The sequence below is a fragment of the Streptomyces boetiae genome, assembly GCF_031845405.1.
Taxonomy (GTDB): domain Bacteria; phylum Actinomycetota; class Actinomycetes; order Streptomycetales; family Streptomycetaceae; genus Streptomyces; species Streptomyces boetiae.
The window spans coordinates 1-12,202 of sequence record NZ_JAVREN010000081.1 but is presented as its reverse complement, the minus strand read 5'-3'; the positions used below and the strand labels follow the sequence as shown (position 1 = coordinate 12,202).

The following is a 12,202-nucleotide window of genomic DNA, read 5'->3' as shown; positions in this document are numbered from 1 at the left end:
CCATAAGGACGTTGGTCGACGCGGACGCGGTGGCGCCCCCGGACGCTGCGGAGGCGGACGCCACGGAGAAACGGCCGCGCGCCGCAGGGCCGCTGCCCGAGCCCGCGCCCGAACGCCCGCGCGCGCCCCGGCCGTTGACCGTCTCCGAGCCCCCCGAGGTCCCGGCCGCCGAGCCCGCGCCCGAAGGCCCGCCCACCCCAGAGGCGTCGGCCCCGGACCACCGTGACGAACGACCCGCGCTCGAGCGGCCGTTGACCCCGCCCGCGCCTCCCGTGCCCCCGGTCGGCGAGGCGTCGGCCCCGGACCACCGTGACGAACGACACGCGCTCGAGCGGCCGTTGACCCCGCCCGCGCCTCCGGCCGCCGAGGCCGCGCCCGAACGGCTCACGCCGGACCGGCCGTTGACGGCCCCCGCCGACGCAGACGCGTCGTGCGGACGGTCGCCCGCGGCGGAGCCGTCGACCCGGGCCCAGGCGCCGGAGCCAGCCTCCGCACGGCCGTCCGCGCCGGGCGCGTTGGGCACCGACGCCGCGGCGGGGGCGCCCCCGCTCCCGGCCGCGCGGATCAGCCGGAAGGCGGGTGTCATCGCCGCCGCTCTCTCCCTGCTGGCCGGCGGAGCCGTCCTGTACATCGCGGCCGACGACGACGCACCGGCCGCCGAGGCCGCCCCCGAGGGCGGGAGCGGCGCGGAAAACGGGGACGCGAACCGGGACACCCCCGGCACCCTCCCCGCCGACCCCATATCCGCCGCCCTGGCCTGGGAGTCGGCGGCCCCGGCCCCCGCCCCGGAAGGAAGCTCGCGGCCCGCCGTGGCGCGCGGAGTCTGGTTCACCGGCGACGACCTCGTCCGCGCCATGCCGGGCGGCCTGTTCTCCCGCGACCTGGCCACCGGCGCGGAGAACTGGACCGTGCCCCTGGAGCCCGGCGGGCTGTGCGGCGCCTCCCCGGCCGCCTCCCGCGACCGCGTCGCCCTGCTCCACGGCCCCGCCTGCGCCCGCCTGACCGTGGTGGACATCGCGGCCGGCGCCGAGGTGATGACCACGCCGCTGGACTCGCTCTGGCCCGCGAACGAGAACGCCTCCCTGGCCATCCTGGGCGACACCGTCGCCATCGGCACCGGCGCCGGCAGCATGGGCTTCCGCGTCGGCGACGGCACCAAGCTGTGGGAGTCCAACACCACCGACCGCTGCCGGGACACCGACTACACCGTGCTGGACGGGACCTTCGTCTCCCGGCAGTCCTGCGGCTTCGGCCGGGACGGCGGCAGCGTCCGCGCCACCGACGAGTCGGGGGCCGAGCTGTGGGAGTGGGAATTCGGGCCCGCCCACGCGGGCCGGCCGTTCCAGGTCGACGCGGTGATCTCCGCCGAGCCGCTGGTGGTGGCCGCCACCGTCCGCGAGGAGGACGGCTCCTCGGCCCCCCGCGTCCTCGTCGTCTCGGAGGACCACGCCTCCGTGGCCCGGGAGCTGGACCTGAACGCCGCCCCGTACCTGGGGCCGTGCCGCCGGGACGCGTTCCACGACTGCTGGCCCGCCGTGGTCCACGACGGGCTGCTCTACCTGTCCACCAACCTCCCGCCCGAGGCCCCCGGTGCCGTCCCCGGCGAGACCCCGGGCGGCGGCAACCGGGTCGTGGCCCTCGACCTGGGCACCGGCCGGCCGCGGTTCGAGGTCCCGGCCGAGGGCGGCGGCCGGATCCTGCCGTTCGCGGTGCAGGACGGCCGCGTCCTGGCCTACGAGCCCGCGAGCGGGCAGGTGGAGGGCCTGGTGGTGGCCATCGACCCCGCGACCGGGCAGGCGGGACGGGCGATGTTCCTCGACCCGTCCGCCCGCGCCCGGGAGGCCGCGCTGATGAACGGCCCGGCGATCCACGACCAGCGACCGCTGTGGCACGGCCCCTCCCGCACCCTGGTCCTGGCCGGGCTCGCCTTCCCGCCCGGCGAGGGGCGCGACCGGCCCGCCCTCCTGGTCTACCGGTAGGGGCCCGTGAGCGTCCGGGTGGTCGTGGTGGACGACCGGAGACTGGTCGCCGAGGCCCTGGCCTCGGCCCTGCGGGTGCGCGGCCACCGCGTGCTGGGCGCCGTCGCCCCCGTGCCCCGCGGCGCCGAACTCGTCATCGCCAAACGCCCGGAGGTCTGCCTGCTCGGCTCGCTTGAGCCGGACGCTCCCGGCGCGCTCGACCCCGTGCTGCGGCTGCGCCGGGAGTGCCCGCGCGTGGCCGTGGTGGTGCTCGGGCCCGTGCCCAGCCCGCGCGGGGTCGCCGCCGCCTTCGCCGCCGGGGCGCGGGGGTACGTGCGCCACGACGAGCGGATCGAGGGCGTGGAGCGGGCCATGGTCAAGGCCAAGTCCGGGGAGGCGGCGGTCAGTCCGCAACTGCTGCGGGAGGCGTTCGCCGAGCTGCTGCACCCCCCGGCCGGGGACCAGGCCGAGGGCGCGCGCCTGGCCGCGCTGCTGACCGAGCGGGAGGCGGACGTGCTGGCCCGGATCGTGGAGGGGGAGGACACCCGCCGCATCGCGCAGGGCATGGGCGTGGCCCCCTCCACGGCCCGCACCCACGTGCAGCGGCTGCTGACCAAGCTGGGCGCGGCCTCCCGCCTGGAGGCGGCGGCGCTGGCCGTGCGCACCGGCCTGCTCGACCACGCGCCGCCCCGCACGCCCCAGGGACCCCACCCGTAACCGCTTCGATACCTCGCCTTGAGCGAAACTCCTTCCGCCGTGGGAAGGCATCCGTAGTCTGAAGAGGGCGCCGGTGGGGGCCGGTGCGGATCAGGGGGCGAGAGTGGTGGGTGCGACGCCCACGGCGGCGGCCGTAACGACCGGCGTCGCGCCCGCCCGCCGCGCCCCCCTCTCCCCCAGGCTCCTCCCCCAGGCTCCTCCCTCGGATCCTCCGGACTCCGTCCGGGAGGTGCCCCCAGGGAAGTGCTTCCAGGGGGAGACCCCATGCCGGGAGGTTGCCGTGGACCGTATTCGGGTGCTGGTCGTCGACGGGCACCGGATCTTCGCCGACTCGCTGGCCACCGCGCTCACGGCCGAGCAGGACGTCGAGGCGACGGCCGTCGGCGGCGTCCCCGCGGCCCTGACGGCCCTGGAGCGGGCCCCGGCCGACGTGCTGCTGCTCGACATCGGCCTCGACCCGCAGGGCGCCCTGCTGGCCGCCGTGCGGGACCGTTTCCCCCTGGTCCGCACGGTGATCCTGGCCGCCGAGGACGACCCCGCGCTGGCCGCCCGGGCGCTGGGCGCCGGGGCCGCCGGCTGGGTCGCCAAGGACAGCTCCCTGGCCCGGCTGCTGTCGGTGGTGCGCGGGGTGCTGCGCGAGGAGACCCACGTGCCGCCCGCGCTGCTGACCGGGGTGCTGCGCGAGCTGCACCGCGACCGGCACCACCGCAGCGAGCACCAGCGCCTGGTCGAGACCCTGACGCCGCGCGAGCTGGAGGTGCTGCGCTGCATGCTGGCGGGCCTGGGCCGCAAGGCCGTGGCCGAGCGCCTCTTCCTGTCCCCGCACACCGTCCGCACCCACATGCAGAACGTCCTGAGCAAGCTCGGCGTGCACTCCACGCTCGCGGCGGTGGCCCTGGCCCGACGCGCCGGCGTACCACCGGCAGACTGAAGATATGGATTCCCGGCTCATTCGCGACGGCGTACGCCTCCACGTCCGCGACTACGGCGGCGGCCCGGGAACGCCCATCCTGCTGCTGCACGGCCTGGCCGGCCACGCGGGGGAATGGGACACCACGGCCCGGTGGCTGACCAGCAAGCACCGCGTCCTCGCGCTGGACCAGCGCGGTCACGGGGCCAGCGAGCGCTATCCGGAGGACGTCTCGCGCGCCGCCTACGTGGCCGATGTGGCGGCCGTGATCGAGGAGTTGGGCCAGCCGCAGGTCATCCTCGCCGGGCAGTCGCTCGGCGCGCACACCGCGATGCTGACGGCCGCCGCGCACCCCGCGCGGGTGCGGGCCCTGGCGATGATCGAGGGCGGGCCCGGCGGCCCCGACCCCGAGGCGCCCGAGCGCATCCGCGCGTGGCTGGCGTCCTGGCCGGTGCCGTTCCCCACCGTGGAGACCGCCTCGGCCTTCTTCGGCGGCGGGCGGCGCGGCCGGGCCTGGGCCTCCGGGCTCGAACTGCGCCCCGACGGCTGGTACCCGCGCTTCGATCCCGAGGTGATGGCCCGCTCCCTCACCGAGACGGCCACCCGCGCCTTCTGGGAGGAGTGGGACCAGGTGCGCTGCCCGACGCTGCTGGTGCTGGCCGGGGCCAGCTACATCCCGGCCGAGGAGGCCGAGGAGATGCAGCGCCGCCGCCCCACCATGACCACGCTGGTCGGCGTCCAGGGCACCGGCCACGACCTGCACCTGGAGAACCCGGTGGCCCTGGACATCGTCCTCAAGCGCTTCCTGACCCGGCTCCCGTGACGGCCGCCCGCGCGGGGGGCGTTGCCAGCCAGCGGTCCCAGTGCGGGGCGATCAGGGCGGCCAGGGCGTCGTAACCACCCGCGCCGGGGTGCGCGCCGTCGCCCGCGCGGACCTCGCGCCGCCAGACGGCGTCCGCCGACAGCGTTTCCAGCACGGGGACGTAGGGCACGCCTGCGTCCCGGCACACCGCCGCGAAGCGGGCGTCGAGAACGGCCGTCCTGGCGTTGTGCGCGGCGTCGTCCACGGGGGGCGGCCCGGCCACGAGCGTGCTCCAGCCGCGGGCCGCGGCCTCCTGAAGCATCCGCGCCAGGTGAGCCTGGGAGCCGGCGGGCTCCACGCGCGGGCGGCCGTTCTCCCGCGTGGTGTCGTTGACGCCGAACGCCAGCACCAGCCGCGGCTCCCCGGCCTCGGCCAGCCGCGGGGCGCACTCCGTCAGCCAGCGCCCGAGGATCTGCGCCGAGGTCTGCCGCCGCACGCCGAGGTTGTACGCCGTCAGCGGCACCCCGGCCGCGTGCGCCCGCGCGCACAGCCTCCCCGCCCACCCCAAGTGCTGGGGGTCGCCGACCCCGGCCACGAAGGAGTCCCCGACGAAGCAGAGGCGCACGTCCCGTTCCATCGCGCCGCCCCTCAGGCGCCGGGGTTGTCGAAGGGGGCGGTCAACGAGCGCAGCAGGGCGGCGAGATCGCGGCGCTGGGCGGTGCTCAGGCCGGTGAGCAGGGCGCGCTCCTGGTCGAGCAGGCGGGCCAGGGCCGCGTCGGCGTGGCCGCGGCCGGTGGCCGTGAGGCGGACCAGGACGCCGCGGCGGTCGCTGGGGTCGGGCAGGCGCTCGACCAGGCCGCGCTTGGCCAGCCGGTCGATGCGGTTGGTCATCGTGCCGGAGGTGACCAGGGTCTGGGTCAGGAGCTGGCCGGGGGAGAGCTGGTAGGGCCGCCCGGCGCGGCGCAGGGCGGTGAGGACGTCGAACTCCCAGGGCTCCAGGCCGTGCTCGGCGAACGCCAGGCGGCGGGCGCGGTCGAGGTGGCGCGCCAGCCTGCTGACCCGGCTGAGCACCTCGAGCGGCTCCACGTCCAGATCGGGGCGCTCCCGCCGCCAGGCCGCCACCAGGCGGTCCACCTCGTCCTCCATAGCGTCCCAGTCTAGCCAGTTGTGTCGATGTGAAGTCTCACGATGTTTATAATCTTGACGTCAAGATACCCTGGGGGCAGGATCGGACCATGACCGATCCCACCCCCCACTGGGACCCCGGCCGGTACGAACGCCACAGCGCCCACCGCGGGCGCCCGCTGGCCGACCTGCTGCACCGGATCCCGCCCCTGCCCTCCGCCGCCCCCCGGATCGCGGACCTCGGCTGCGGGCCCGGCCGCCCCACCCTGGCCGTGGCCGAACGCTGGCCCGCCGCCCGCGTCACCGGCTACGACAACGCCCCCGCCATGCTCGCCGAGGCCGCCGCCCTCGCCCGCCCCGGCCTGGACTTCGCCCACGCCGACCTCTCCGCGTGGCGGCCCGCCGAGCCGTTCGACCTGATCCTGTCCAACGCCGCCCTGCACTGGGTCCCCGGCCACGCGGACCGCTTCGCCGGCTGGGTGGCCGGGCTGCGGCCCGGCGGGGTGCTGGCGTTCCAGGTCCCCGGCAATTTCGGCGCGCCCACCCACGCGCTGCTGCGCGAGCTGTGCGCCGCCCCCCGCTGGCGCGGCCGGCTGGGCGCGGTCCTGCGCCACGAGGACGCCGTCCTCACCCCCGCCGGCTACCTCGCGGCGCTCACCGCGCTCGGCTGCTCCGCCGACGTGTGGGAGACCACCTACCTGCACGTCCTGCCCGGCGAGGACCCGGTCCTGGACTGGGCGTGCGGCACGGCCCTGCGCCCGGTGCTCGCCGCCCTGGCGGAGGATCCGGCGGCCCGGGAGGCGTTCCTGGCCGAGTACCGCGACGCCCTGCGCGGGGCGTACCCCCCCGGCCCGGACGGCACGGTCCTGCCCTTCCGGCGCGTCTTCGCCGTAGCGCGCAAGGCCCCGTCAACCCGCCGCTGAAAGGGCCACGGGATTGGGCGAAACGGGTGAACGGCGACAACCGAATGCCGTCCGGGGCGTTGTGCAGAGCGCTCCAGAAACAGGGCATTCCAGAATCCGGAAGGACAAGCTCGTGATCAAGAAGACGCTGGCCACGGTCGCCGTTGCGGCCGGGGTCGTCGGTGCGACCGGTATCGCCGCTACCCCCGCCATGGCCATCAGCGAGGACAACGTGGAGAACACGTCGTTCAACGGCAACGGGGTGAAGAACGTCTACGGCAACACCACCACCGGTGGCTACATGAGCCCGAACATCTCCCTGATCAACGGCTCGCTGAACAAGCCCTGCATCCCGATCCAGGAGATCGACCTCAGCCAGCTCGTCAACGTCATCAACCTGGTCAACGTCAGCGTCCAGGACCTCCTCAACAGCGAGCCGAACGCGGCCTGCTCCGAGGGCAGCGTCGTGGTCGACGGCGACGACCCGCTGTCGAGCGTGCTTTCCAACATCCCGGTGCTGTCGCAGAACGGCGTCAACAAGTCCTGACCTGCACAGGGCCGCCCCGGACGCGAGGTCCGGGCGGCGGGAGGTGCCTTCCGCGCCAGGGCAGGCGGACGGCCGGACCGCCGGCCTTCCGCCCGGCCGCCCGCACAGCTTGGGCCCCCTTCCCCGGAACCATCGTTCCGGGGAAGGGGGCCCTCGTGGTGTGCGGGTGCCCGGCGCCGCGCGCGGTCCGGACGCGGCGCGCGAGGGCGTTCAGATGCGGCGGCGGCCGATCAGGCGCGGGTTGGCCTCCAGGCCCTGGAGGCCGTGCCAGGCCAGGTGCACCAAGTGGGCGGCGACCTCGGCCTTCTTGGGCTTGCGGACGCTCAGCCACCACTGACCGGTCAGGGCCACCATCCCCACCAGCGCCTGCGCGTACATCGGCGCCAGCTTCGGGTCGTAGCCGCGGCCCTTGAACTCCGTGCCCAGGATGTCCTCGACCTGGGTGGCGATGTCCCCGATCAGCGAGGCGAACGTCCCGGTGGTCTGCGCCACCGGGGAGTCGCGGACCAGGATGTGGAAGCCGTCGGTGTACTGCTCGATGTAGTCCAGCAGCGCGAACGCGGCCTGTTCCAGCAGCTCGCGCGGGTGGCCGGCCGTCAGCGCGCCGGTCACCATCGACAGCAGCCGGCTCATCTCCCGGTCCACCACTACCGCGTACAGGCCCTCCTTGCCGCCGAAGTGCTCGTAGACGACGGGCTTGGAGACGCCGGCCCTGGCGGCGATCTCCTCGACGGAGGTGCCGTCGAAGCCCCGCGCGGCGAAGAGGGTGCGGCCGATGTCCAGCAGCTGCTCCCGGCGCTCCGTCCCGGTCATCCGCCGGCGGGCCCGCCTCGCCTGGCGAGCGGGGCGGTCCTTGCCGCCGCTGTCCGTGATGCTGTTATCGGTGGCCACGGACTCATCATGCCGCGTGGGCAGCGGAATCTTCCTTCCGGTTTTCGCCCCGGCCGGATCCGCTGGCGGCGCCGGGACCCTCCCCCGGGCCCTCGTCCCTCGCGGCGCGCTTGGCGTCCAGGCGCTCCTGCCGCGGCCAGCGCACGTCGTAGGCCCAGCCGAGCTGCTCGAACCAGCGGATCAGGCGGGCGCTGGAGTCGAGCTGCCAGCGGTCGACGCCGTGCCGGGCGCAGGTCGGGTCGGCGTGGTGCAGGTTGTGCCAGGACTCGCCGCAGGAGAGCACGGCCAGCCACCAGACGTTCCCGGAGCGGTCACGGGACTTGAAGGGGCGCTTGCCGGTGGCGTGGCAGATGGAGTTGATCGACCAGGTGACGTGGTGCAGCAGGGCCACGCGGACCAGCGAGCCCCAGAAGAACGCGGACAGCGCGCCCTGCCAGGACCAGGTGACCAGGCCGCCGATGAGGGCGGGGGTGCCGAGGGAGACGGTCGTCCACAGCACGAACTGCCGCGAGACGCGGCGCAGGTCGGGGTCCTTGATGAGGTCCGGGGCGTACTTCTGCTGCGGCGTCTTCTCCTTGTCGAACATCCACGCCATGTGCGCCCACCACAGCCCCTTGAGCAGCGCGGGCACGGTCTCGCCGTACCGCCACGGGGAGTGCGGGTCGCCCTCGGCGTCCGAGTGCTTATGGTGCCTGCGGTGGTCCGCCACCCAGCGGACCAGCGGGCCCTCCAGGGCCATCGAGCCCGCGATGGCCAGCGCAATCTTCAGCGGGCGCTTGGCCTTGAACGAGCCGTGGGTGAAGTGCCGGTGGAAACCGATGGTGATCCCGTGGCAGCCGATGAAGTAGAACGCCACCAGCAGGCCGAGGTCCAGCCAGCTCACCCCCCAGCCCCAGGCCAGCGGCACCGCGGCCAGCAGGGCGAGGAAGGGGACCGTGATGAAGAGCAGCAGCGTGATCTGTTCCACGGAGCGGCGCTCGTCGCCGCTCAGCGTGCCGGACACGACCGGCTCGGGCTCCTCGGCCGACGCGGGGGCCGGCACGTCTCGGGACCGGGGCGAGGGTACGAGGTCGGGGGATGTGGTCATGGGCGCTTCCTCGGGGGAGGGGACGTGAGGTAGGGCTACCGGTACCTACGGGACCGTAACCTACGGCTTCGTAAGTATTGCAGTTCGCCGCCGTGTCACAAGGCCCCCGCCCGGAAGCGGCGGCGATGTGACGGACGTGGCGGACCGTGGGGGAGTACCTCATTACGATGGTGCATGTCGGACAGCGCGGTCCGTGACGTGCCGACTGCCACGGGAAGGACAGCCGGAAACTTCGCGGCTCCCGCCCCGGGGCCGGTCCGTCGATCCCCACGTGCCCGCGACAGCGCACGACCGTTCCGCCTCAACTCCGCCTCGACACGCCAGCCCGGAGAGCCGAGTCACCCCAGCCCGCCGCGAGGAGCCGCAACCGTGAGCAGTGCCGACAGCAGTTCGAATGACCTTTCGCCGTCGCCGGCCGTCGCCGGCGTTCCCGATGCCAAGGCCGTTCCGGACGGCGGCGGCGCGGGCGGCAGCAGCGCCCTGCGCGCCGACATCAGGCGACTGGGGGACCTGCTGGGCGAGACCCTGGTCCGGCAGGACGGGCCCGCCCTGCTCGACCTGGTCGAGCGCGTCCGCGCGCTGACCCGCAGCGACGGCGAGGCCGCCGCCGCCCTCCTGGCCGACACCGACCTGGCCACCGCCGCCAAGCTGGTGCGGGCGTTCTCCACCTACTTCCACCTGGCCAACGTCACCGAGCAGGTGCACCGCGGCCGGGAGTTGCGCGAGCGGCGCGCCGCCGAGGGCGGCGAGCTCTCCCGCGCCGCCGACATGCTCAAGGACGCCGACCCCGCCCACCTGCGGCAGACGGTCGCCCACCTGGGCATCCGGCCGGTGTTCACCGCGCACCCCACCGAGGCGGCCCGCCGCTCGGTGCTGACCAAGCTGCGCACCATCGCGGAGCTGCTGGACCACCCCGAGACCGAGCACGGCGGGGACCGGCGCCGCACCGACCTGCGGCTGGCCGAGACGATCGACCTCATCTGGCAGACCGACGAGCTGCGCGTGGCCCGCCCCGAGCCGGCCGACGAGGCCCGCAACGCCGTCTACTACCTGGACGAGCTGGCCGCGGGCGCGGTCGGGGACGTGCTGGAGGACCTGGCCGGCGAGCTGGAGCGCGCCGGGGCGCCGCTGCCCGCGGGCGGGCGGCCCCTGTCGTTCGGCACCTGGATCGGCGGCGACCGGGACGGCAACCCCAACGTCACGCCCGAGGTCACCTGGGAGGTGCTGCTGCTCCAGCACGAGCACGGCATCAAGAGCGCTCTGCGGCACATCGACCAGCTCCGGGGGGCCCTGTCCAGCTCCATCCGGAACACCGGCGCCAGCCCCGAGCTGCTGGAGTCCCTCCAGGCCGACCTGGAGGCCCTGCCCGAGATCACCCCCCGGTACAAGCGGCTCAACTCCGAGGAGCCGTACCGGATGAAGGTCACCTGCGTGCGGCAGAAGCTGCTCAACACCCTGGCCCGCCTCAAGGACGGCGGCCCGCACGTGCCGGGCCGCGACTACCTCGGCACCGGCGAGGTGCTGGACGACCTGCGGCTGGTGCAGTCCTCGCTGCGGGAGCACCGCGGCGGCCTCATCGCCGACGGCCGGGTGGAGCGGCTGCTGCGCACGCTGGGGGCGTTCGGGCTCCAGCTGGCCACCATGGACGTGCGCGAGCACGCGGACGCGCACCACCACGCGCTGGGGCAGCTCTTCGACCGCCTCGGCGAGGAGTCCTGGCGTTACGTGGACATGCCGCGCGACTACCGCACCCGGCTGCTGGCCAAGGAGCTGCGCTCGCGCCGCCCGCTGGCCCCCACGCCCGCGCCGCTGGACGAGGCGGGCGCGCGGACGCTGGGCGTCTTCGCCACCGTGCGGCGGGCGCTGGACACCTTCGGGCCCGAGGTCATCGAGTCGTACATCATCTCCATGTGCCAGGGCGCGGACGACGTGTTCGCGGCGACGGTGCTGGCCCGTGAGGCCGGGCTGATCGACCTGCACGCCGGGTGGGCCAGGATCGGGATCGTCCCGCTGCTGGAGACCACCGAGGAGCTGCGGATCGCGGACCGGCTGCTGGACGCGATGCTCTCCGACCCCTCCTACCGCCGCCTGGTCTCGCTGCGCGACGACGTGCAGGAGGTCATGCTCGGGTACTCCGACTCCTCCAAGTTCGGCGGGATCACCACCTCGCAGTGGGAGATCCACCGCGCGCAGCGGCGGCTGCGCGACGTCGCGCACCGGCACGGGGTGCGGCTGCGGCTCTTCCACGGCCGCGGCGGCACGGTCGGCCGGGGCGGCGGGCCCACGCACGACGCGGTGCTGGCCCAGCCCTGGGGCACGCTGGAGGGCGAGATCAAGGTCACCGAGCAGGGCGAGGTCATCTCCGACAAGTACCTGGTGCCCTCCCTCGCCCGGGAGAACCTGGAGCTGACCGTTGCCGCCACGCTCCAGGCCTCCGCGCTGCACACCGCGCCGCGGCAGTCCCGGGAGGCGCTGGCCCGGTGGGACGCGGCCATGGACACCGTCTCGGAGGCGGCGCACGCGGCGTACCGCGCGCTGGTGGAGGACCCGGACCTGCCGGCGTACTTCTTCGCCTCCACGCCGGTGGACCAGCTCGCGGAGCTGCACCTGGGCTCCCGGCCCTCGCGGCGCCCCGACTCGGGGGCGGGCCTGGACGGGCTGCGGGCCATCCCGTGGGTCTTCGGCTGGACGCAGTCGCGGCAGATCGTGCCGGGCTGGTACGGCGTGGGCTCGGGGCTGCGGGCCGCGCGGGAGGCGGGCCTTGAGGGCGTGCTGGCCGAGGCGTTCGAGCAGTGGCACTTCTTCCGCAACTTCCTGGGGAACGTCGGGATGACGCTCGCCAAGACGGACCTGCGGATCGCGCGGCACTACGTGGAGACGCTCGTTCCCCTGGAGCTGCGGCACGTCTTCGCGACGATCGAGGCGGAGCACCGGCTGACGGTGGAGGAGGTGCTGCGGGTCACCGGCGAGCGGGAGCCGCTGGACCACTCCCCGGCCCTCCAGCGCACGCTCCGCATCCGCGACGCCTACCTCGACCCGATCTCCTACCTCCAGGTCACCCTCCTCCACCGCCAGCGCGAGGCCGCGGCCCGCGGCGAGGAGCCGGACCAGCTCCTCTCCCGGGCCCTGCTGCTGACGGTCAACGGGGTGGCTGCGGGCCTGCGCAACACGGGCTGACGCCCCCCGGGGGCGCCAGGACGACGAGTGCGGGGGCGGGACGCCCCCGCACCCCGGCACTGCGGGGGGGGGGGGCCCCGCGCCCC

General features: G+C 75.0%; 11 protein-coding genes. 7 read left to right on the top strand and 4 right to left on the bottom strand.

Annotation, left to right across the window (positions count from 1 at the left end; genetic code table 11):
- The 4 genes from RM780_RS27090 to RM780_RS27075 all read left to right on the top strand — a co-directional run.
- Nucleotides 1–1,979 (top strand): outer membrane protein assembly factor BamB family protein (locus RM780_RS27090; protein ID WP_311633549.1); only part of this gene is annotated, 1,979 nt, incomplete at its 5' end.
- 6 nt (nucleotides 1,980–1,985) lie between these two features.
- On the top strand, nucleotides 1,986–2,675 hold the full coding sequence (locus tag RM780_RS27085) for a response regulator transcription factor (RefSeq protein ID WP_311633548.1): 690 nt from the start codon (nucleotides 1,986–1,988) through the stop codon (nucleotides 2,673–2,675).
- Between the two features lie 280 nt (nucleotides 2,676–2,955).
- A complete protein-coding gene (locus tag RM780_RS27080; protein WP_311633547.1) occupies nucleotides 2,956–3,606 on the top strand; it encodes a response regulator transcription factor in 651 nt (216 codons plus the stop codon).
- A gap of 4 nt (nucleotides 3,607–3,610) precedes the next feature.
- Nucleotides 3,611–4,408 (top strand): alpha/beta fold hydrolase, encoded by a 798-nt coding sequence (locus RM780_RS27075; protein WP_311633546.1) that lies wholly within the window; start codon nucleotides 3,611–3,613, stop codon nucleotides 4,406–4,408.
- Here RM780_RS27075 and RM780_RS27070 read toward each other — a convergent pair.
- Complete coding sequence (locus tag RM780_RS27070; protein ID WP_311633545.1) at nucleotides 4,380–5,024, bottom strand: GDSL-type esterase/lipase family protein; 645 nt, start codon at nucleotides 5,022–5,024, stop codon at nucleotides 4,380–4,382. The genes RM780_RS27075 and RM780_RS27070 overlap by 29 nt on opposite strands.
- A gap of 11 nt (nucleotides 5,025–5,035) precedes the next feature.
- Nucleotides 5,036–5,533 carry a MarR family winged helix-turn-helix transcriptional regulator gene (locus RM780_RS27065; protein ID WP_311633544.1) on the bottom strand — a complete coding sequence of 166 codons (498 nt, stop codon included), beginning with the start codon at nucleotides 5,531–5,533 and terminating at the stop codon, nucleotides 5,036–5,038.
- A gap of 89 nt (nucleotides 5,534–5,622) precedes the next feature.
- On the opposite strand from RM780_RS27065, the gene RM780_RS27060 reads away from it, so the two are divergent.
- Together RM780_RS27060 and RM780_RS27055 are read left to right on the top strand one after the other, a co-directional pair.
- Nucleotides 5,623–6,435: a trans-aconitate 2-methyltransferase gene (locus RM780_RS27060; RefSeq protein WP_311633543.1), complete on the top strand. Its 813-nt coding sequence runs from the start codon at nucleotides 5,623–5,625 to the stop codon at nucleotides 6,433–6,435.
- A gap of 112 nt (nucleotides 6,436–6,547) precedes the next feature.
- Nucleotides 6,548–6,961 (top strand): rodlin, encoded by a 414-nt coding sequence (locus tag RM780_RS27055; RefSeq protein WP_311633542.1) that lies wholly within the window; start codon nucleotides 6,548–6,550, stop codon nucleotides 6,959–6,961.
- Nucleotides 6,962–7,171: 210 nt separating this feature from the next.
- Here RM780_RS27055 and RM780_RS27050 read toward each other — a convergent pair whose 3' ends face one another.
- The gene (locus tag RM780_RS27050; RefSeq protein ID WP_394813097.1) at nucleotides 7,172–7,852 is read right to left on the bottom strand and encodes a TetR family transcriptional regulator; all 681 of its coding nucleotides are present in this window, start codon (nucleotides 7,850–7,852) and stop codon (nucleotides 7,172–7,174) included.
- A 7-nt stretch (nucleotides 7,853–7,859) separates the two neighbouring features.
- A complete protein-coding gene (locus RM780_RS27045; RefSeq protein ID WP_311633541.1) occupies nucleotides 7,860–8,939 on the bottom strand; it encodes an acyl-CoA desaturase in 1,080 nt (359 codons plus the stop codon).
- Nucleotides 8,940–9,308: 369 nt separating this feature from the next.
- On the opposite strand from RM780_RS27045, the gene ppc reads away from it, so the two are divergent.
- Nucleotides 9,309–12,116, top strand: a complete 2,808-nt coding sequence (gene ppc / locus RM780_RS27040) for a phosphoenolpyruvate carboxylase (protein ID WP_394813095.1) — start codon at nucleotides 9,309–9,311, stop codon at nucleotides 12,114–12,116.
- Nucleotides 12,117–12,202: the final 86 nt, after the last annotated feature.